Source organism: Fibrobacter sp. UWR4 (assembly GCF_003149045.1).
In the GTDB taxonomy this organism is placed as follows: domain Bacteria; phylum Fibrobacterota; class Fibrobacteria; order Fibrobacterales; family Fibrobacteraceae; genus Fibrobacter.
On record NZ_QGDU01000004.1, the window covers coordinates 115,443 to 135,344 of the forward strand.

At 48.8% G+C, this 19,902-nt stretch carries 20 protein-coding genes; 12 read left to right on the forward strand and 8 right to left on the reverse strand.

Annotation, left to right across the window (positions count from 1 at the left end; genetic code table 11):
* Positions 1–16 precede the first annotated feature (16 nt).
* A complete protein-coding gene (gene ruvX / locus BGX12_RS02880; protein ID WP_109734584.1) occupies positions 17–427 on the forward strand; it encodes a Holliday junction resolvase RuvX in 411 nt (136 codons plus the stop codon).
* Here ruvX and BGX12_RS02885 read toward each other — a convergent pair.
* Positions 424–1,650, reverse strand: a complete 1,227-nt coding sequence (locus BGX12_RS02885; RefSeq protein WP_233246221.1) for a sensor domain-containing diguanylate cyclase — start codon at positions 1,648–1,650, stop codon at positions 424–426. The genes ruvX and BGX12_RS02885 overlap by 4 nt on opposite strands.
* Positions 1,651–1,796: 146 nt before the next feature.
* Between BGX12_RS02885 and BGX12_RS02890 the strand changes: the two genes are divergently transcribed.
* Positions 1,797–2,318, forward strand: coding sequence for a nitroreductase family protein (locus BGX12_RS02890; RefSeq protein WP_109734585.1), 522 nt, complete (start codon positions 1,797–1,799; stop codon positions 2,316–2,318).
* Here the strand turns inward: BGX12_RS02890 and BGX12_RS02895 are convergent.
* Positions 2,315–2,863, reverse strand: coding sequence for a hypothetical protein (locus tag BGX12_RS02895; protein WP_146196225.1), 549 nt, complete (start codon positions 2,861–2,863; stop codon positions 2,315–2,317). The genes BGX12_RS02890 and BGX12_RS02895 overlap by 4 nt on opposite strands.
* A 454-nt stretch (positions 2,864–3,317) precedes the next feature.
* Between BGX12_RS02895 and purB the strand changes: the two genes are divergently transcribed.
* From purB to BGX12_RS02935, 8 genes are all read left to right on the forward strand, one after another.
* A complete protein-coding gene (gene purB / locus BGX12_RS02900) occupies positions 3,318–4,760 on the forward strand; it encodes an adenylosuccinate lyase (RefSeq protein ID WP_109734587.1) in 1,443 nt (480 codons plus the stop codon).
* Between the two features lie 265 nt (positions 4,761–5,025).
* A complete protein-coding gene (locus BGX12_RS02905; protein WP_146196226.1) occupies positions 5,026–5,280 on the forward strand; it encodes a hypothetical protein in 255 nt (84 codons plus the stop codon).
* Between the two features lie 48 nt (positions 5,281–5,328).
* Positions 5,329–6,519: an iron-containing alcohol dehydrogenase gene (locus tag BGX12_RS02910; protein ID WP_109734589.1), complete on the forward strand. Its 1,191-nt coding sequence runs from the start codon at positions 5,329–5,331 to the stop codon at positions 6,517–6,519.
* A gap of 46 nt (positions 6,520–6,565) precedes the next feature.
* The gene (locus BGX12_RS02915) at positions 6,566–7,048 is read left to right on the forward strand and encodes a hypothetical protein (RefSeq protein WP_109734590.1); all 483 of its coding nucleotides are present in this window, start codon (positions 6,566–6,568) and stop codon (positions 7,046–7,048) included.
* Between the two features lie 89 nt (positions 7,049–7,137).
* The gene (gene dapB, locus BGX12_RS02920) at positions 7,138–7,968 is read left to right on the forward strand and encodes a dihydrodipicolinate reductase (protein WP_109734591.1); all 831 of its coding nucleotides are present in this window, start codon (positions 7,138–7,140) and stop codon (positions 7,966–7,968) included.
* A gap of 104 nt (positions 7,969–8,072) precedes the next feature.
* Entirely contained in the window at positions 8,073–9,089 is a 1,017-nt protein-coding gene (locus BGX12_RS02925) for an ABC transporter permease subunit (RefSeq protein ID WP_109734592.1), read from the forward strand.
* A gap of 54 nt (positions 9,090–9,143) precedes the next feature.
* On the forward strand, positions 9,144–10,157 hold the full coding sequence (locus tag BGX12_RS02930) for an aminoglycoside phosphotransferase family protein (RefSeq protein WP_109734593.1): 1,014 nt from the start codon (positions 9,144–9,146) through the stop codon (positions 10,155–10,157).
* 80 nt (positions 10,158–10,237) lie between these two features.
* Positions 10,238–10,663, forward strand: coding sequence for a PTS sugar transporter subunit IIA (locus tag BGX12_RS02935; RefSeq protein WP_109734594.1), 426 nt, complete (start codon positions 10,238–10,240; stop codon positions 10,661–10,663).
* Positions 10,664–10,665: 2 nt separating this feature from the next.
* On the opposite strand, the gene BGX12_RS02940 is transcribed toward BGX12_RS02935, so the two are convergent.
* The 4 genes from BGX12_RS02940 to BGX12_RS02955 are packed head-to-tail and all read right to left on the reverse strand — an operon-like array spanning position 10,666 to position 15,133.
* Positions 10,666–12,105, reverse strand: coding sequence for a capsule assembly Wzi family protein (locus BGX12_RS02940; RefSeq protein WP_233246222.1), 1,440 nt, complete (start codon positions 12,103–12,105; stop codon positions 10,666–10,668).
* Positions 12,102–13,052, reverse strand: coding sequence for a glycosyltransferase family 2 protein (locus BGX12_RS02945; protein WP_109734595.1), 951 nt, complete (start codon positions 13,050–13,052; stop codon positions 12,102–12,104). The genes BGX12_RS02940 and BGX12_RS02945 overlap by 4 nt, the downstream gene beginning before the upstream one ends.
* Complete coding sequence (locus tag BGX12_RS02950; RefSeq protein WP_109734596.1) at positions 13,052–13,993, reverse strand: glycosyltransferase; 942 nt, start codon at positions 13,991–13,993, stop codon at positions 13,052–13,054. The genes BGX12_RS02945 and BGX12_RS02950 overlap by 1 nt, the downstream gene beginning before the upstream one ends.
* Before the next feature lie 27 nt (positions 13,994–14,020).
* On the reverse strand, positions 14,021–15,133 hold the full coding sequence (locus BGX12_RS02955; RefSeq protein ID WP_109734597.1) for a glycosyltransferase: 1,113 nt from the start codon (positions 15,131–15,133) through the stop codon (positions 14,021–14,023).
* A 32-nt stretch (positions 15,134–15,165) separates the two neighbouring features.
* Between BGX12_RS02955 and BGX12_RS02960 the strand changes: the two genes are divergently transcribed.
* On the forward strand, positions 15,166–16,320 hold the full coding sequence (locus BGX12_RS02960; protein WP_109734598.1) for a glycosyltransferase: 1,155 nt from the start codon (positions 15,166–15,168) through the stop codon (positions 16,318–16,320).
* Here BGX12_RS02960 and BGX12_RS02965 read toward each other — a convergent pair.
* Both BGX12_RS02965 and BGX12_RS02970 read right to left on the reverse strand, forming a co-directional pair.
* Positions 16,317–17,018 (reverse strand): MauE/DoxX family redox-associated membrane protein, encoded by a 702-nt coding sequence (locus tag BGX12_RS02965; RefSeq protein WP_109734599.1) that lies wholly within the window; start codon positions 17,016–17,018, stop codon positions 16,317–16,319. The genes BGX12_RS02960 and BGX12_RS02965 overlap by 4 nt on opposite strands.
* A 9-nt stretch (positions 17,019–17,027) precedes the next feature.
* Positions 17,028–17,225 (reverse strand): hypothetical protein, encoded by a 198-nt coding sequence (locus tag BGX12_RS02970; protein WP_109734600.1) that lies wholly within the window; start codon positions 17,223–17,225, stop codon positions 17,028–17,030.
* 193 nt (positions 17,226–17,418) lie between these two features.
* On the opposite strand from BGX12_RS02970, the gene BGX12_RS02975 reads away from it, so the two are divergent.
* Entirely contained in the window at positions 17,419–19,731 is a 2,313-nt protein-coding gene (locus BGX12_RS02975; RefSeq protein WP_109734601.1) for an HD domain-containing phosphohydrolase, read from the forward strand.
* The last annotated feature ends 171 nt before the right edge of the window (positions 19,732–19,902 follow it).

A 19,902-nucleotide genomic window follows, 5' to 3' on the forward strand; every position in this document is an offset into this window, starting at 1 on the left:
ACTTCCTACTACTATTATGAATTATCTTGCACTTGATTATGGTGAACATCGCGTAGGCGTTGCTTTTGCTGATTCTGAACTGAAATTTGCCTTTGCGCGCGAAACCATCGACCAGAAGGTTACCAACCTCTGGGTGCGTCTTGATGAACTTGTGAAGGTGAATAAGGTGGATGCTTTCGTGGTGGGAATGCCCTATCATCCCGATGGTCGAACTGATGGAAAGAATGTAGTGGTGGAAAAGTTCGTCCAGGATTTAAAGGAACGTTTTCCTGGACTCCCTGTGTATACACAGGACGAATCCTATTCCAGCGTCCAGGCCCAGGCTTGTACGGCCCATTTTAGCAAGAAGAAAAAACAAAAAAACAAGGCGGTCATTGATCAGCTGGCCGCCCAGATTATTCTACAGAGATGGCTTGACGAAAATTAGTCGTCCCGTTTTTTCTGTTCGGATTTGTCAGAGTACATCTGGTAATCCGCTTTTTCCAGATATTTCAGGATGTCGTCATCCTTCTTTTCCATGCAGGAATATCCAAATGCCACGCTAAAACGTCGACCGCGAATTTGTAGCATCTTGGCCTTGGATTTCAGGTGTAGAATGTAGTTGATGAGCAGATCGGTTGAGGTCTTGGGGATGATGGCAAGAAATTCGTCGCCACCCACCCTAAAGAACATGGCATTTTCCGGTAGGACCATCCTGAATAGCACTCCTACAAGGCGGATGTATTCGTCGCCAATCAGGTGTCCGTAATAGTCGTTGACCTGCTTTAGGTAATTGCAGTCTGCAGAAATGAATCCCAACGGCAGGTTTTCTTCCTTGCTGATGTCGTTAAGCACTTCGTGAAGATATGTCCTGTTGTAAAGGCCTGTTAGTTCGTCTGTAATGGACATGTGGCGAAGCTTGCGTTTCAGCTGTTCCTGTTCCGTCACGTTGTTGATCAGGGCCACAATGCCGTAGATGTTATCATTTTCGTCACGGACGGGCTCCTTGATAATTTCAAGAAATTCCTGGATGCCATCGGAGTTCTCTTCGATGACGTAATGAGCTCCCTTTCCGGTACGGATGATTTCCTTGTCCTTCTCCATGGCAAGTTTTGCGTTTTCGGTATCCTTGCGGATTTCTACATCAGTTTTTCCGCGGATGGTCCAGCCCGGTTCGTTGGCCCCGTGCAGATGATGCCAATAGTGGGTGCAGAAGACGTACTTGCCCTCCGCATCCTTCAGGAAGATGTTTGACGGCAGGTACTGCAGAATATGTTCCAGTTCCTGCAGGTGGATGGAGTTTCTGACATTGGTAAGTTTTTCCAGTCGGTTGACGATGAGTTTCTTTCTGTAAGGAGCGATGATGAAGTCTATGGCGCCATAATCCAGGCACTTGAATTCTTCGTCAGTAGGGGATGTGGGAGCAACCACTATAACAGAGGAGGGAAGGAGTGTCTTCTTGGATTGTAGTTCCTTAAGGATTCTATAGTCCTTGTCCAGGGCTGCGTTGGACATTACAAGGATGATGTCTGGACTGATACTGGAAGCGATATTCCAAACATCCCCACAGGAGCCCACGTCAAAAATCTGGCAGTCATAGCTTTCCGCCAGAATTTCCTCCAGCCCCCTGTCGGAAATGGAATCCTTTGTGAAAAGAATCAACTTTTTCATTGCCCATAAACCCTAAACATTTTTACTCCGTCTGTTTATTTATATCACAAATTCTAAAAAAATGATAAAAAATCTCGAAAAGGGATATTCCAACTTACACAAACCCAAACCTTATTATATATTGTTTCCCAAAAAAGGGTAAAAATATGGATTTTAATGAATTGGCCCAGGCCCGCTATAGTTGCCGCAAGTTTAATGACCGTGTTGTTGAAGACGATAAACTGAATACCATTCTGGAGGCAGGACGCCTAGCTCCCACGGCGACCAATGCCCAGCCGGTAACCGTTCTTGTATTGAAGTCTGAAGAATCGCTGAATAAGCTACGAGCCTTGACCCGCATGACTTATAATGCCAAGACCATTCTTGTGGAGTGCTATAATACGGACATCAGCTGGAAGGCAAAGAATTACAACGATGATTTTGATGCTGGCGATATGGACGCTAGTATTGTGACCACCCACATGGCTCTTGCCGCCAAGTCCGTAGGGGTGGAATCCCTCTGGGCGCGTGCCTTTAACGCTGCCGACGTGGCCAAGGCCTTTGACCTGCCGGAAAATGTCCATGTAGCCTGCATTCTTGACTTGGGATATGCGGATGCGGAACAGGGTGGTCCGTCGCCTCGCCATGAAGCCCGAAAGCCCATGGCTGAATTTGCCAAGGAACTTTAGAATTCGGCTCTGTCGTTCCAGATTTCCTCGATGACTTCGCATATATCGTCGGTGTCGTCGATGGAAGTGGTTCCTGTAATCATGTAGATGTATTTTCCCGCCTGGACGCTGGCCAGAGTGCAAGTCTTGCTGTCGGGGAGGGAACGGCTGATGGTGCCGTATTTCTTTTGTGTGTTGTAGACAGCTTCGCCGGCTTTGTAGTTAATTTCGTGGCCATGTTCTTCAGCGGCCTTTGCAACCAGTTTTTTCCAGTAGTCCATGTCCCAGTTTAGGTAGTACATGGCGAATTCCTCGTCGCTTACGTCCAGGGGCGAGGTGAAGGTCGTATCTTGGGAGAAATAGTCTTTTCGGGCTCCGCGGATGCCAATTTGTGTATCGTTCTTTATGACGGTAAAGGCGAATAATTCCTTTTCCAGGGAGAACATATCGATATGGTAGCTCCAGGCGCCGCCAAATTCAAACTTGAGGGGAAGAGGTGCCGGTATATGGATGGTTCTGCTGGTTACATACACGTGTCCCATATTCTGCATGGTGTATTCTTTCACCGAGGGCTCAAGGCGACTGGGGGTAAAGCAACCATAGAATGTAAGGGCGGCAAAAGCTAAAGCAATCAGATTCTTGATTATAGAAAGAATATAGGAAAATGCTTTGGAATCGAGGAGAAAAGTGCGGAAATTACCTATAAATTAGAATATAAATTGGCTTTTATAGGTATTTTTTAGAATAAACTAACGGAAAATTTCGATGTAGATGTTACTTTTATTCTTTTGTTACCCATAATTTGGAGTCTTTTGTTCAATTTATGGGTAATCCAACTTACCTTGCGAAGAAAAAAATGCAGGTGCGTTCCATATTTACCCATAAATGATTGCGAAATCTCGTGTTTATAGGTAAAAAGCGGGTTTGTCGTTCTAGTTCCCTCTAGTACACTGGAAAATTCCTCTTAAATTTCTACATTTTACGCCGTAAATTTAACGGGGTCGCCCCAAAGGATAAATCATGCGTGATCAATTCGAAAGCCCGCTGATTCAGCGTTATGCTTCTAAGGAAATGAGTTTCATCTTCAGCCCGCAGTACAAGTTCCAGACTTGGCGCAAGCTGTGGATCTTCCTGGCTGAATCCGAAATGGAACTTGGCCTGCCCATTACCCAGGAACAGGTGGACGAACTGAAGGCTCACGCAACCGATATCAACTTTGACGTTGCCGAAGAAGAAGAAAAGCGCCGCCGTCACGACGTGATGAGCCACGTTTACGCTTACGGTGTGCAGTGCCCCAAGGCTAAGGGCATCATCCACCTGGGTGCAACTTCCGCTTTCGTTGGTGACAACACCGACCTCATCCAGATGCAGCAGGCTTTGATCATCGTTCGTAAGCGTCTCTGCCGCGTGATGGATAAGCTCTCCAAGTTCGCCATGGAATACAAGGACATGGCTCAGCTGGGTGCTACTCACTTCCAGGCTGCTCAGCTCACCACCGTGGGTAAGCGCGCTTGCCTCTGGCTCCAGGACCTCCTCATCGACCTGGAAGAAGTGAACTTCCTTATCGAAGTGCTGCCGTTCCGCGGTGTTAAGGGCACCACCGGTACCCAGGCTTCCTTCATGGATCTGTTCAACGGCGACGAAGAAAAGATCATGGAACTGGATCGCCGCGTGACCGCCAAGGCTGGCTTTAAGCGCGTGCTCACCATCACCGGCCAGACCTACACCCGTAAGTGGGACAACCGCGTGAACCAGGTGCTCAGCTCCATCGCTCAGTCCCTCCACAAGTTTGCTACCGACATGCGCCTCATGCAGGGCGTTAAGGAAGTGGAAGAACCGTTTGAAAAGACCCAGATCGGTTCCTCTGCAATGGCTTACAAGCGTAACCCCATGCGTTCCGAACGTATCTGCTCCCTGGCCCGTTTCGTCATGGCCCAGGTGAACAGCACCGCCATTACTCAGGCTACCCAGTGGTTCGAACGTACCTTGGACGACTCTGCTAACAAGCGTCTCGCTATTCCTGAAGCATTCCTCGCTATGGATGCAATGCTCATCATCGCTGAAAACGTGACCAACGGCCTCGTGGTTTACCCGAAGGTGATCGAAAAGCGCATTATGGCAGAACTTCCGTTCATGGCTACCGAAAACATCATCATGGAAGGCGTGAAGAATGGCGGCGACCGTCAGGAACTCCACGAAGAAATCCGCGTCATGAGCCAGGAAGCTGGCCGCGTCGTTAAGGAACAGGGTAAGGATAACGACTTGCTCGAACGTGTCCTCAAGAACGAAAAACTCCAGAAGCTTGGCATTACCGAAGAAAAGCTGAAGGAAATCCTCGACCTTCGCAAGTTCGTTGGCCGCGCTCCTGGTCAGGTCGTGAAGTTCGTGACTGAAGAAGTCCGCCCGGCTATCGAAGCAATCGCTGACTGGGATAATATCGACGCCGGCGAACTGAAAGTTTAAAATTTCGCTTCATAACACTGCGCAATACAGCGTCGCGAGGACTTACTCGGCGTACCTTAGTACGCCTTCGGTCCTCGCTTCTTGTCTTGCTTGGTTCTAAAGCGAAATTTGATTCAGATGTCATCCTGAGCGAGCCCTTGGGCGAGACGAAGGATCCAGTGACATTTGAAATGCGGCTCCAATGGGGTCGCGTTTCTTGTATTTGTTTCTTTTTTTTCGTTTTTTTGGACTCCGTTGTAATATTGAATTAATTATTTTTTTTGCAATGGGTCAGTGGGCTTTGACAATGGTAATTGGCGGATTAGGTCTGTTCTTCTTGGTGATGACCTATGGTGCTTTGATTTCTAGTAAGAAAAGCGGACATTATTCGTCTGGAGTGCCTCTTGTTGGCGGCACCCTTATTGTCATAGCCTTTTTAATTTCGCCCATTAAATGGCTTGCTTTTTTGGGCCTGCTTGATTACGGTTTTTGGATGATCTTATCAAGTCTTGTGAAAAATTTTATTGCTGGTAGGAAATAGAAGATTTTTAGCTTCATTGTTAGAAATGAAAACTTATATTTCTTTTCCATGAATAATTTTACCTTCTATAGTCCTACAGAATTTATTTTCGGTCGTTCTACGGAATCCCAGGTGGGGAACCTTTGTGTTAAGCATGGCGCCAGCCGTGTGATGATTATTTACGGTAGCGGAAGTGTGGTGCGCTCCGGCCTTTTGGATCGCGTGAAGAATTCTCTGAAGGCTGCCGGCGTTGAATTCGTTGAAATGGGCGGCGTGCAGCCGAACCCCATCGATACCAAGGTTCGGGTCGGCCTTGAGATTGCTCGCGAATTTAAGCCGGATTTTTTGCTGCCGGTGGGTGGCGGTTCCGTGATTGATACGGCCAAGGCTATGGCGGTGGGTTACTTTTATGAAGGTGATTTCTGGGATCTTTATGAAGTGGTGGATGGAAAGAAAAAGGCTACGGCAAATCGCGCGCTGCCCATTGGCGTGGTGCTGACCATTCCTGCGGCAGGTTCCGAGGGCTCCGGCAATTCCGTCATTACCAATACAACGACGAAGGTGAAGGTGGGTATCCGCTATCCCATGCATTTGCGCCCGAAGTTTGCTGTGATGAATCCGGAACTGACCATGACGCTTCCGGAATGGCAGACGGCAAGCGGCGTCAGTGATATGATGGCCCACATTCTGGAACGTTACCTCAGCAATACTCCCGATGTGCAGATCGGTGACCGCCTTGCAGAAGGAATGCTTCTTGCCATTATGGAATGTGCCGAGAAGGTCATTGCAAATCCCAATGATTATGAAGCTCGCGCCAACATCATGTGGAGCGCCACGGTGGCTCATAACGATACATGCTCCATTGGTCGCGTAGAAGACTGGAACAGCCATGCCATGGAACATGAAATTTCTGCGGAGTACGATGTGACCCACGGCGCAGGCCTTGCGGTGATTTTCCCTGCGTTTCTGCAGTATGCGGCCAAGCATAACCCTCACAAGGTTGCCCAGCTGGCTCATCGCGTGTTAGGCGTTGCGAACTCCGGCGACGAAGCTGCCGACGCTATGGCGGGTGCTCTTGCCCTCAAGACCTGGCTCCACGACAAGCTTCACATGCCCGTGACATTCGCACAGCTTGGCATAGAAAATCCCAACCTGGAACTTTTGAACGAACGTCTCCATAAGTTGAAAGGCGTTGTCCTCAAGGGCTATATGGATTTGGATGCTGCCGCCACCATGGAAATCTATAAGCTGGCTTTGTAGAAGTACAAAACTGATTTTGTATATTGGGTAGAAAAGGGAGGTCGGTATGGATATTCAAAAGAAAAAAGTTCCAAAGGATAAGGCCTGGTCTGTGGCAACCAAGACTGCAGCTTTGACAGCCCTTGGCTTGATCGCTGGATTAGGGCTTGGGGCCTGTTCCAAGGAAGAACCTGAACCTATTATTTTCGGCGATGTGGGAACGGATTTGACTGTTTCTATGCAGGTAAAATCTCCGGATTCCACAAAGGCTGACTCTATATGCGTTCGTGATTCCGTAAAGACGGATTCTGCTGTTTCAACAATTGAACAAAAGCTTTCCAAGATGAAGGATAAGGGAACTCCAGCTCCGATTGCAGGAATGCCTTCTGCTCGTTCAATAAAAATAAAAAGAGCCAAGGTCGATTCCTCCATCGAGCTAAGCCCTACGCCATCCTCTGCGTCGAGTTTGCTTAAAGCTTTACGCGAAGGACGCCATGTTCCTGATGCCACACGCGGGGTTCCCAGTGGCCCGGACGGGGATAATGACTAGAGGTGATTTAAGCACTGTTGCAAAACAGTGCTTTTTCGTATGCAGAGCAACTTATACTATATTGTGATTGTTAAAACTAAGGAGTTTTTATGTCCGTACAGGTTATGGTAAATGGTATTCCGGGTAACATGGGCAAGATCGTTGCTGAAACTTGCGTTGCCCGCGGTTTGGAACTTGTTCCCTATTCCCTCACTGGTGAAATCATCGTTGAAAATGAATCCGAAGTGGCTGGCAAGACTGTTCAGCTCTTGAAGCCCAGCAATCGTGAAGAACGCATCGGTGAAGTTCTTGCCAAGTACCCCAACCTGATCTGCGTGGACTACACTCATCCCACCGCGGTGAACGACAACGCCGCTTTCTACGTCAAGCACAAGATTCCCTTTGTCATGGGTACCACCGGTGGTGACCGCGAAGCTTTGACCAAGCTGGTTGCAGAAGCGAACCATCCCAGCGTTATCGCTCCCAACATGAGCAAGCAGATTGTTGCTTTCCAGACCATGATCGAATGGCTGGCTACCGAATTCCCCACAGCATTCAGCGGCTATAAGCTGTCTGTGGTTGAAAGCCATCAGAAGACCAAGGCTGACACCAGCGGTACCGCTCGTGCAGTGGTTGGCTCCTTCCAGAAGATGGGCTTCGAATATACTCCGGACGATATCGAAAAGGTCCGCGATGAAAAGAGCCAGATGGAACGTATGCACGTGCCCGAAGAATACCTGGGTGGCCACGCATTCCACACTTACAATCTGGATAGCGAAGACGGCACCGTCCACTTCGAATTCCAGCACAATGTCTGCGGCCGTAAGATCTACGCCGAAGGTACTGTGGACGCCGTGAACTTCCTGGCCGAACAGATTGCCGCTGGCACTGCAAAGCCCTTCAACATGATGGACGTCCTCCGCTCCGGAAAGATGAGATAAATAGTAGACAGTCGGAAGTAGACAGTTCTTTTTTAGTAAGGCGCACTGGTGTGCGCGATTTATAATGGACATCCTACTTCCTACTTCTAACTTCCTACTAGTTCATGCGCTCCTATATCCTTAGACGCTTGCTTTTGATGATCCCGACTCTCATCGGGATTTCATTGGTATGCTTCATCCTCATTCAGCTGTTGCCTGGTGGTCCGGTGGAAGAAATGATTTCCCGTGCCCAGGCTGCTGCCGCCATGAAGGGTGGGGTAGACGCGTCCAAGGCTCTGTCCCCGGACCAGATTGCACAAATCCAGGCGTACTTTGGCTTTGACCAGCCGGCCTGGAAACGCTACCTGACGTGGCTCTGGAATGTGCTGCATCTGGATTTCGGCTCCAGCTATACCTATGGCTTGCCTGTCTGGGATGTGATTTCCAGTCGTTTCCCCATTTCCTTGTTCTTTGGCTTTACCTCCTTCTTCCTTAGCTATCTGGTCTGTATTCCTCTTGGCTTGTGGAAGGCTGTTCATCACGGCAGCAAGATGGATTCCTTAACTTCTGGAGTCATCTTCTCCGGCTATGTGATGCCCGGTTACGCTCTTGGAATTTTGCTGATCATTTTCCTCGCAGGCGGATCCTACCTGGATATTTTCCCACTGGGCGGCCTCACCTCCGACGACTTCGAGGACTTCAGTTTCTTTGAAAAAATCGGGGACCTGGCCCATCATCTGGTGCTGCCCATCTTCTGCTACATGATCGGGGAATTCGCTTTCCTTACGTTCCTCATGAAAAATTCCGCACTGGAAGAACTGGGAAGGGACTATATGCGTACCGCACTTGCCAAGGGCTTGAGTTTTAAACAGGCTCTGGTCCGCCATGCCCTCCGCAACGCCTTGATCCCCATTGCTACCCGCCTTTCTGAAATCTGTACCTTGATGTTTGCGGGTGCGTTGCTGATTGAAAAGGTTTTCGATATTGACGGTATGGGACTTCTCTATTACAACTCCATGGTGAACCGCGACTATAACGTGGTGATGGGGGTAATCTTCCTCAGTAGCCTAATGGCCTTGATTGGACGCCTCTTCAGCGATATCCTTTATACCGTCGTTGACCCTAGAATCAAATTTTCTTAGAAAAATTCTTTCGTCTTTCGTCACTCGTCCCACGTCTTTTATATATTGCTAAACATGAATAACGAAATGATTTCTCCTGCTGTTAAAGATTTTCTGCTCTCTCACGGCTATGCCGAAAATTTTGAAGTATCCAATATTGCCGGTGCCGGTTCGGGCCGCAAGTATTTTAGAATCGCCAGTGGCGATCGCTCTTGTGTTCTCCAGGTTTCCGCGACAGTAGATGATGATTTCAAGCGTTTTGTGGATTATTCCGTGGCATTCCGTGATTTCGGTCTGCCGGTTCCTAATGTCTATTTCGTGGACGAAGCTAGTTGCTCTGTTCTTCAGGAAGACTTGGGGGCACACAATGTGCTGGACGAGGTCCGTCCTTCCGGTCAGGGAAAGTCCGGCAATGTTCGCATTATCTACCCGGTTATTATTGATGCCCTGATCAAGTGGCAGGAAGTGTCCCGCTCTCTGTTCAGCGCTCGTTCCGACCTGTGGCTTCGTCGTTTTGACTTCGCTGCCCTCAAGTGGGAAACGGATTATTTTACCGATAACTTCCTGAAGGCTCATGTGGGTATCCAGGAAATTCCGGAATCCGTACGTAACTGCTACTCCATGCTGGCTCTGACTGTGGACGCTCAGCCCAAGGTTCTGATGCATCGCGATTTCCAGAGCCAGAATATCATGGTAAAGCCTGATTCCGAAGTGGCGTTCGTGGATTATCAGGGCGCCCGCCGTGGTTCCATGTTCTACGATCTGGCTAGCCTCCTGTGGGATCCCTACGTAGGTCTTTCCCTCACAGAAATTAAGGACTTCTTTGAATATTGGCGCACAATGTTCAGAGAAACCAAGATCTACACGAAGGAAGATGCCTGGGAAGCGTTTATCCATGCAAGTCTCCAGCGTGTCATGCAGGCTATGGGTGCATATTGCTTCCTTTCCAAGGTAAAGGGCATCCAGAAGTTCGAACAGTACATCGAACCGGGCAAGGCTCAGCTCCGTGTCCTGTTTGGCGAGTTCAAGAAGATTGCCAAGGTGACCAGCCCGGAAGTCTTTGACTTCATGGAAAAGGCTCTGGCTTAATGTTTTGAAAGTGAACGGCAAATGGCCGTTCATTTTCGTATCCAGTCATCGGGTGGTTAGGAAGAAACACTCAGGTGATTATGGCTTTAGTTTATACAAAATTCTATGCAGGCAGCGAAACCTTTGGACGTGCTCTGGGTTTTGCTTATGACGCTCTTGTTCACGGTCCTTGCGCCTTTGACGCAAACACTACTTGGGCTGGCCTTGTGGAACGTGTAAGGCAGGGCGTGTACATGGGTGAGGGCCTGCTCTTGCCTCATACCCGAGTGAAAGGTCTTGCAGAACCTTTGATGGCTTTTGTGGTTTGTCCGGAAGGTTTATCCGATATTGAAATCCGTGGGGGAGAAAAGGCTCAATTTATGTGCGTCCTTCTTTCTCCGGCTGAATCCGCAACCGCTCATACCACCGTCATTGCTGACATGGCCAAGAAAATGCTGAATCCTGAATGGAAGGAAAAGGCTTTGCTGGTCAAGAGTGATGCTGAAATAAGGGATTTATTTGAATAAGGTTACCACTGCAGTGATCCTGAACCGTAGGCTCTGAACCCTTCGTAATCCCCAAAGAATCTAGAATATCCCGCTCGAATACTCATCCAGTGGAAGGGTTTGAATTCCAGCTTGCTCCCAAGTTCGTAGTACCTGAATGTTGTTTCATCATTCAGGTATTTTTTATCGATGGCACTTTCTGGAGTGTGAATGTCGGATAGATTTCCGCCGAAGGCGGTGTCCTTTGCAACGGCGCTGGCAAGGAGTGTTCCCTTGATCAAGGCGTCCTTAAGGAATCCGGATTCAATCTTGTAGCTTCCACTTAGTTCGGTATAAAGCTCCTGACTGTTGGGGCCGAGATCGCTACCCATGCTCTGGGCGTAGCTGACGTAAGTATAAGCGCCACCCTTGTGGTGGGTGTAAACCCAAGGTTCGATGCGGGTGTATTCGGCGTACCAATTCCAGAGAGTACTTCCAAGACGGATGTTGTCACGGGCGACACCCACAGAGGCTGCCCACTTGTTACCCCACCAGGAATCGTCAAGCATGCTGGTAGGAGACTTCATGTCGTCCCAGAGAAGTTCTCCGTAAAATTCCCAGTTAGGGATTGTCTTGACGCTCAAATCGAATGCCAGGGAAATATTGTCCTGATCCCCCTGCAGATGTTCCTGGAAAACGTAGGGGATGAAAGGTATTACATAAGCCCATTCAAAATCACGTCCGGAACTATCTGCGTCGGCATTGGGATTGGATCCGGCTCCTTCTACGGTAGATCCGTAAAGGGAGGTCTCGGAAAGGCCGAGAGTAATGTTTTTGGGAAGGCTCAAGTCCAGACGATGGGCGTGAAGATATTTGCCTAAGCCTTTTTTCTCAAACAGCTTCATCGCGTACTGGGAATAAACCACGGGGCCGATTTCAAACTGGTAGCCGAAATAAGGCGTAGGGGCGGCATCGGAAATGCGGCTGCTGGAATCCTGCCACGGACGGTAAATATTCTGTTCGCCGCGGAGAATCACATGGTTACGGCGGGCGGGACCCATGTCCAGGTAGTCAAAGCCGGCCATCAGTTTTACAGGAGCCAGCTGGTAGCTTGCATTTGCGGCAAACAAGTCCCAGGTACGTTTGGTGTCGCTCTGCTTATTGTAGGGAATGCCTTCGTTAGGATTGTAGAAATGATCCGCAATGTCGCGGTTGGTCAAATCAGTACTAACCTTCACTCGGGCGGCGAACTGGAAGGCGTCCGTAAAATGTCCGTCCAGAAACAGGCGGACCGACATGGAGTTGTCGTAATGTGTAGGGGCGGTTTCCAGATTAGTAATGGCCAGGGAGTCCATCAGCTGCCCGCGGATATTCACTTCATAGTTGCGGGAGGAATCCTGCAACGAAATGTGGGCAGGACCTTGCACATCGGGATTTGCAAGTGCGAAAGAGGCAAGAGTTAAAAGAGCTGCTGCGATTCTCATTTGAAGGACTCCTTCAACAGGGCGAGATGATGGCTGAAGTATTTTCGCTTCTGCTTGGCGGCTCCACCCACAAGGCAGCGGGGGAGTGCTGTAACCATACGGACAAGACTGCGGGTAAATCGGAAGGACTTGGAAAGCAAGAGCCCGCGGATACCGAAGTGCTTGCGGAAAACGTATTGCTGGGAACGGTCATGCTGTAGGGCGCGACTCAGGCTATTGCTTGCGGAACCGCCTCCCAGGTGGGTGATGACGCTATTCTGGCTAATGAAGAACTTTGCACCTAACTTACGTAGACGAAGGGCAAGATCCGCATCTTCGTAATACATAAAGAGGTTTTCGTCGAAACCGCCGGCGGCCTCCCAAAGTTTGCGGGAAAGCATCCAACATACGGCGCTAGCCCAGTGAACTTCTCCGGTAGGGCTAGGCGTGCCTTCCAGGATGCGGGCGGCTCCTGATTCCCCGCGGAAGGCGTTGAGGAAGAACTGCAGGGAACCGATACCGTCGGGGCCAAGTCCTGCGAAGAAATTGTTCTGCCTGCTGCCATCAATGTTCATCGTGGTTGGTGCAATTACTGCGGTGCAGTCATGTCCTGCGTTTGTAAAAGATGCATTTGCTTGGTCAAGGGCTTCCCGCAATTTGACGATGGCGCTTGCTTCAAAGCGGGTGTCATTATTCAGGAGACAGACTGCGTCAAATTCAATGCCGTCTGCTGCAAGAGCGCGAATGGCCGCATTGTTTGCTGCGCCAAACCCCAGGTTCTTTTCCTGAAGGTAGACATGAACCCAGGGAAACTGGGTGCGAATCTTTTCGACGGTTCCGTCAGTACTGCAATTGTCCGCAACGGCCACGACGACGGATTCTGCCAGGGGCTGCAGATCCTTCAGGCAGGCTTCGGTTAAAGCCCACCCGTTATACGTCACCAGGATGATTGCAGTTTGATTTGCCATTAGGATTTCCTGAAAATTTTTTTGGCCAGAGATAATCCAAAGGCACTAAAGAATACTTGCTTCAACCTTGTGAGGGTAGAAGTCTTTAAAAATAGATCGTTACGATGTGCGGTGACCCAGGGAACATAACGAAGGGCTGTTGCACAATTTAGCTTGCAACGGGTCCAGGCAAGATGCTTTTGCGCAAAGGCAATTTCTGCCTTGTCCATCTTTAGGCGTTCCGTGTTTTCCAGAATGGTTTCGTTCCAGCTGATGGCTGTCGCTAAAGTCTTGCTCATGCAGGGCGTTGCGACCCCACCCACAGCGTTGTTGCCATGAATGCGATACTTGGCTACAATTTCGTCGATTGTCTTTATGCCTCCGTTTTTTAAGGCGATCATGGCAATCCAGCGGTCATGTACGGTTACACCTTCCGGAATGGGAAGAATTTCCCTTAGAAGTTCAACCTTGAATAGGGACAGCATGCCGGTGACATTGTTAATACCAGCCACCTGGCGGTTGATGTTGGTGTCCTTGCTGATGTGAGAAAGAACCCGCCAGGAATCTGCGGTTTTATTCCCTTCGCCATCGATAATCTGGGCGTCCCCAAAAGCAAGGGCGTTATTACCGATGCCTTTCAGGAGCAGCTCGTTTTTCTGTGGTTCCCAGATGTCATCTTGATCAGCCAGGGCAATGTAATCCCCGGGTTCCACAAATTGGCTTGCGTAATCCAGTGCTTTTGAGAATGCTGCCCGGTGTCCGGTATTCGCCTGGTTTTTATAAAAATGCAGGGGGAGAATATTCTCGAAGCTTTCCACAATACTGCAGGTGTTGTCGCTGGATGCATCGTCTAGAATAGTAACGGATTTCGCAGGAACAGTCTGACACGCAATGGACTGGAGCATCTCCTTAAGGAAACGTTCGCCATTGTAAGTACATAGGACTACGTGTACAGAATTCATAGCCCCAATATATATTTTTATGCTAGGCTAGATTTGGCTGAAGATGCTTAAAACCTGCTGTTGGAACTCTAGGTCCCTACGTCCTGTAAACAAACGCTTACGAGTTTCTTCCAGTTGTGTCTGATTCCAGGAACTTGCCATGTCCAGAATCTTCTGGGCGGCATCCTGGGCGTCGCCTGGTTTATAGGTCATCCAGGATGGGAGCTGATAATCCTGAACGTATTCCTCGTTGGCGGCAAGTACGGGGATGCCGCATTGCAATGCTTCGAAAAGCACCATGGGACCGCTTTCGAATCTGGACGGAATCAGCAAAATATCCGTATGGTTTTGAAGCTGGTTCTGGACTTCGTTTTTGGTTGCCCAATTGGTAAAGATGATTCGGTCAGAAACCTTCTTGTTCTGGACCAGTTCCTTTAATTTGTCTGCATCAGGCCCCTGTCCAATGATATGGAACTTGGCGTCAGTTCGGTCCTTCAGGTGGCTAGCAATTTCTGGAATGATTTCCTGACCTTTCTGCCCGAAGTAAAGTCTACCTATGGTTGCCACCTGCTTAATGAGGGCTGGCTTCTTGGCAGGGCAGTCTTCCTTATAGGTCAGAGGGTTGGGCAGTTGGAATACCTTGGTTTCTGCAGTAATGAACCTGCGGAGGAGTCGTTCCTGGTATGGGGTATTCACAATCCACTGGGAAATTTTCGGGTATACCCTCAGAGCCAATTGATCTCGAAGGGCTCCTAGGGTGGCCAGGGATTCCTTCTGGGTAAAGGCCATGGGGTAGTAGGAAATGATTTCCAGTTTAAGCTTTGTAGCTGCCTTCACTGCAGGAATACAGCGTTCGATGTTCCCCGGACAGATAATCAGCTTCTTGAAATTCTCGGTTCCAGCACCATGTTCGATAAATAACTTGCGGGCTGCACCTGCTTTTCCGGAAAGGCTGTCTCGCACAATGGGGAAAGGCCCCTGGGAATGGTAGGGCAGGGGGATGCGCTCGATGGCCGGGACGAGTTCCCGGTTGAACTTTTCCGTAGAGTAGAAAAAATGCACCTGGTAGCTTTCGGACAGAATGTTCGCAATGCGGGCTGCAAGAATTTCCTGGCCGCCCCATTCTGGCGCATCGCTGTAAAAGTAAAGGTGCTTGCTCATGTAACACAATATAATTTTTATAAATTGAAGATGTGAAAAAAATCCTTTTTGTTTGCGATAAGAATGAATGCACTAGCTTTGGCCGCCTGACCTTGAACTTGATCAAGGCTGTGACGCCGGAGTTCGAAGCACATGTACTATGGTTGAAAACCCCGAAGTTCTTTCCGGATGCAGCCAAGTCTGCCCAGGGGGCGGAAGCGGTGGTTCCTTCCAATTCCTATACCTCTCAAGAAGTATGGGCGAAGTCCCTCTATACTGGATTTTTCTCTTTCCGCAGTCCCCTAAAAAAGGTGGTGGGCGAGGTAAAACCGGATGTGGTATTTTTTATTCGTCCGGAATTAGGCTTTTTAGTGCCCGTGGCAAAGTCGGCTCTAAAGTCCTGTAAGAATAATGGACAGACCGTAATGTTCGTTCATGATACTTTTGCGGAAACTTTGTATCCGACCAGTCCCAAGTTCATATTACTTAATTTGTTCTACATCCGCAGTTGCGTAAATGCCAGTTCTTTTGTGTACAACTCGGAATGGACTCGAGGAGAGGCGGCTAAGCATTTTGGCCCTAAGATGGCAAATGCAAAAGGTTCAGTGATTGGTTGCCCCGTTGATCAGGATTTGTTCAATAAGCCGGAAGAGCCAATTCCGATTGATGCTCGTAAGGCGTTCCGTCGCAAGCATGGCATGCGTAATTTTGATGGCATGTGCATCAATGTCAGCCTGGATGAACCTCGCAAGAATATTGACACTTACTTTGAAACCGCAAGACTCCGTCCGGATGTGGCTTTTGTCCGTGTGGGAAAGCAATCCGAACGTCTCCGCGAAATCATCAACGTAAAGAAACTCTACAACGTTTTCCATCTGGAACGTCTTAATGCGGAAGAGCTCCGTGATTTCTACCGTCATGCGGATCTGATGGTGTATCCTTCCTTGCTGGAAGGTTTTGGCCTGCCGCCTATTGAGGCTATAGCCTGCGGGACTCCTGCCCTCTGTGCAGCCACTTCCGCCGTGAAGGAAAATCTGGATGGGGTCTGCCCCCTTATTGATCCGCCTACAGATGCAGAAGCCTACGCCAAGGTCATTGACCGTGTGATTGCCGGCGAAAATGTGGTGGATAAAGAAAAAGCAGCGGAACTTCTGTCCCACTGCTCTATGAAATCCTTTAAGGAACGAGTCTTAAACGCTCTTGCTTAGCGTTTTTCTGTCCAGACCTTGATGAGGCTGCGGTTCTTGCGGAGAGCGAGCCACAGGGTCGGCCAGACCAGAATCAGGTCGCGGATGAGGCTGGTCCAGGCTTCAGCCTTGTCGTGAGCGTCACCGTCTTCCAGTTCGAAGCAACCGCAGGTAATTCCCAGGTCGTTGCCCAATGCCCATGCCAGCGCAATAATGAAGCTGACGAACATCCAGAAAATGGCGAAAGCGCTTTCCTTGACGAAGGGAGTTACGATCATGGCGATGCCGAACCACAGTTCAAACTGCGGGTAGACCAGGGCGAAGAAGTTATTGACGAAATCTAGGTGCAGTGTGGAGAAAAACTGGTACTGGGCCACCAGAGTCGCAAACTGATGGGGATCCTGGATCTTGAAAATACTTGCGAAGATGAACATGCCGCCAATACCTACGCGGAATAGGGTTTCCAGAGCTCGGATGGCGAAATCCTTATGGAGTTTATAGGCGGGGACGCAAATGCCTGCAGCGATGATGATTGCTGTCACACCGACATGTACATTGTAACGATAGGCCTTGGGCCACATATCGATAAGCCAATCCTTGTCCGTAACGGTCAGGAATGTTTCAGGGAAGGAAATTTCTGCAACACCGAAGGCTACCAGGACTGATGCCACCAGCAGCAATACCAAAGAGCAGACTGTCTTTTTCGTAAACTTTTCCATGTCCACTCCTTAGAGAATTTCTGCCGGCTTTTCCAGGATTTCCTGGCTTCCGATCCATTCTACGGACTTGGAGTCCTCGACACGGATGTTGTTGATAATAGCAAGTGCGATACAAAATGCGGCGATGCCCAAAAGTACCACCCAGTTCAGGGATTTGCAGTACTTGATGCACCAATCCTTAGCGCTTTTTAACCATACCTTAATCATGGACTTCAAAATACAAAAAAAGAGATTACAGTTTTTAGTAAAAAAAGGAAAAATACCCGTTTTTAGTATATATTAAAAATGAAAACAATATAAGTGTTGTCAAAGACGGATTAACATGCAAAAAAGAACCTTTGAGTATAAAAGCGAAAGTGATTTTAGAAATAATCTTAAGGCTTTTAGCACTCTTTTGCCAATGATGTCGGATGGTGATAAACCGTCCATGTATTTCCAGATTTTCTCTACGGTTCTGGACCGTGATCGTCTTGCTCCCGTATGGAAGACCATCGAAAGCGTTTTCCCGGGTGCACTCTGGTTTGGGCACTCAACCAGCGGAAACATCGTGGACTGTGACGTTTCTCCCGATATTACCGTTTCCGTTACCGTCTTTGAGAAGAGTTCCAGTAAGTTTGAACTCTTGCAATACGATCTGAAAAAGACCTGTATTGATGATATTGCCTCCGATCTTGTGACTCAGGCGAATTCCGGAACCTGGATCAAGGCTCTGGAAATGTACCATACCATTGCAAATTTCTCTACCACAAAATTCTGCGAGGGGATGAAGCCTCTTCGTCCGGATATCCAGATGTTCGGTGGTATCGTTTGCTCGACAGATCTTTCCAGCTCTGATTCTTGTGTGTTTTCCTCTGTGGGAGGATTCTCCAATAGCGGACTCCTGGTCTTGATGATCGGTGGTGAAGATTTCTTTGTGGAATCCTTCAAGATTTCCGGGTGGAAACCGATTGGCCGTAACTTCCATGTGACAAGGGCTTCCGGGCAGACTCTTTACGAGATGGGTGGTGTTCCCGCCTACGAAATCTACCGCAAGTACTTGAACATCAATAACGATGAACATTTCTTTGAAAATGCCCTGGAGTTCCCCGTTCTATACGAACACAATGGGACGACAATTGTCCGCGCTCCTGCAGCAAGTAATCCCGATGGCTCCTTGACCATGAGTTCCGATGTGGAAGTGGGTTCCATTATTAGATTGTCCTATGGTGAGCCCATGACCATTGTGGAATCGATCCGGCAGGAAAGTGATCGGATCAAGTCCTTCAATCCGGACACGCTGCACATTTTCTCCTGCGCCGCCCGAAAGGCTTTCTGGGCAAGTCAGGAACCCACCTACGAAATTTTCCCCTTCAAGAATATTGCAGGCAGTACAGGCTTTTTCTCCCATGGCGAATTCCTGAGAGAAAAGGGCCATCTGAATCAGCATAACATCACTCTTGTGATTGCAGCCATGCGAGAAGGTTACGGTAAGGGACTGCAGGCTTCCGCTTACCAGAAGAAGAACGTTTCCATGACCAAGCTTCCTCTGGCAGCAAGAATGGCAACCTTCATTCGTGAAACCTCTTTTGAACTGGAAGAAATCAACAGTAAACTTCAGGTATATAACCACCAGCTGAAGGGCCTTGCCTCTACAGACTCCTTGACTGGACTGGAAAATAGACTTTCCTTTGATAACCTCCTCAAGAAGATTGAGGCTGATCACAATCCTCTATCCGAATGGGTGATGTTGATGATCGACGTGAATGGCCTGAAGTACACCAACGATACCTTTGGACATTTGGCGGGGGATGCATTGATCATCGCCGCTGCACAGACCATCTCGGATGCTTTTGGAGCGTCCGGACATTGTTTCCGTATCGGTGGTGATGAATTCGTGGTTCTTGTCGATGCAAGTCTAGATAAGATGTACAAGCTGCAGAACAATCTGAAGCGGGGAATTGAGGAGTACAACAAGACCGCCTTGTATCACTTGTCCGTAGCTGTTGGTGAAAGCCGTCTGAAAAATGAATTTGGTACCCGCAAGTCCATTAGTGACTGGAAAATGGATGCGGACCTGAATATGTATCGTGATAAGTCCGCTACCCACCAGACGAGAGAATTTGGTGACAATCAGAACTTGAGGGAACTGGTGTCGTGCCTAATTTCCATTGAGGAAGCGAAGGATTCCTACACAGCTCACCATTCCGATCGTGTGCAGGAACTGTCTTGCAAGATTGCGGAATTACTGGGCCTTTCTGAAAGTTCTCTGAAGTTGATTTCCGATGCAGCCCTGCTTCATGACATTGGAAAGGTTGGTGTCAGCGACGCCATTCTGGGTAAGCCTGCGAAACTTACGGATGAGGAATTTGCCGTGATCAAGCAGCATCCTGTAATCGGGGCGCGCATTCTCATGCAGTCCAACCACACTCAGGAACTAGTCCAGGTTGTGTTGCACCATCATGAACGTTACGATGGTCGCGGATACCCCGAAGGTCTTTCCGGAGATGAAATTCCAGTGGGTGCTCGCGTGATTGCCATTGCGGATTCCATTGACGCAATGACCAGCCGTCGCTGCTATCGTGATGCCATGTCCCTAGACTTCTGCCGCGAGGAAATCGAGAAGAATCTGGGCAAGATGTACGATCCTGCAATGGGCCAGGTTGTTCTTGACCACTGGAGCGAAATCGTGGACACCTTGCTGGCAATGCTTAGCGGGTCGGGAAAGAGATCGTAAAAAGTTAAAGTATTTTTAGATGAAGGACCCGTCTAAATAGACGGTTATAAGTGTATGGTAAAATTCAATTTTTTATGAGGCATCATCAACATGTGTGGAAGCATTTAGGCAGCCTTGCTAGATGATTCTCTCGATTCCGATTCCCATTCGTAGGCTATCTTTACATCTACA

Bases quoted from the DNA above. Each gene is read 5' to 3' on its own strand.
- BGX12_RS02925 (WP_109734592.1), top strand. From the start codon at position 8,073: ATGCGCTCCTATATCCTTAGACGCTTGCTTTTGATGATCCCGACTCTC.
- purB (WP_109734587.1), top strand. From the start codon at position 3,318: ATGCGTGATCAATTCGAAAGCCCGCTGATTCAGCGTTATGCTTCTAAG.
- BGX12_RS02965 (WP_109734599.1), bottom strand. From the start codon at position 17,018: ATGGAAAAGTTTACGAAAAAGACAGTCTGCTCTTTGGTATTGCTGCTG.
- BGX12_RS02940 (WP_233246222.1), bottom strand. From the start codon at position 12,105: ATGAGAATCGCAGCAGCTCTTTTAACTCTTGCCTCTTTCGCACTTGCA.
- ruvX (WP_109734584.1), top strand. From the start codon at position 17: ATGAATTATCTTGCACTTGATTATGGTGAACATCGCGTAGGCGTTGCT.
- BGX12_RS02970 (WP_109734600.1), bottom strand. From the start codon at position 17,225: ATGATTAAGGTATGGTTAAAAAGCGCTAAGGATTGGTGCATCAAGTAC.
- BGX12_RS02905 (WP_146196226.1), top strand. From the start codon at position 5,026: ATGGGTCAGTGGGCTTTGACAATGGTAATTGGCGGATTAGGTCTGTTC.
- BGX12_RS02945 (WP_109734595.1), bottom strand. From the start codon at position 13,052: ATGGCAAATCAAACTGCAATCATCCTGGTGACGTATAACGGGTGGGCT.
- BGX12_RS02975 (WP_109734601.1), top strand. From the start codon at position 17,419: ATGATGTCGGATGGTGATAAACCGTCCATGTATTTCCAGATTTTCTCT.
- BGX12_RS02915 (WP_109734590.1), top strand. From the start codon at position 6,566: ATGGATATTCAAAAGAAAAAAGTTCCAAAGGATAAGGCCTGGTCTGTG.
- BGX12_RS02935 (WP_109734594.1), top strand. From the start codon at position 10,238: ATGGCTTTAGTTTATACAAAATTCTATGCAGGCAGCGAAACCTTTGGA.
- BGX12_RS02910 (WP_109734589.1), top strand. From the start codon at position 5,329: ATGAATAATTTTACCTTCTATAGTCCTACAGAATTTATTTTCGGTCGT.
- BGX12_RS02885 (WP_233246221.1), bottom strand. From the start codon at position 1,650: ATGAAAAAGTTGATTCTTTTCACAAAGGATTCCATTTCCGACAGGGGG.
- BGX12_RS02955 (WP_109734597.1), bottom strand. From the start codon at position 15,133: ATGAGCAAGCACCTTTACTTTTACAGCGATGCGCCAGAATGGGGCGGC.
- BGX12_RS02950 (WP_109734596.1), bottom strand. From the start codon at position 13,993: ATGAATTCTGTACACGTAGTCCTATGTACTTACAATGGCGAACGTTTC.
- dapB (WP_109734591.1), top strand. From the start codon at position 7,138: ATGTCCGTACAGGTTATGGTAAATGGTATTCCGGGTAACATGGGCAAG.
- BGX12_RS02930 (WP_109734593.1), top strand. From the start codon at position 9,144: ATGAATAACGAAATGATTTCTCCTGCTGTTAAAGATTTTCTGCTCTCT.
- BGX12_RS02890 (WP_109734585.1), top strand. From the start codon at position 1,797: ATGGATTTTAATGAATTGGCCCAGGCCCGCTATAGTTGCCGCAAGTTT.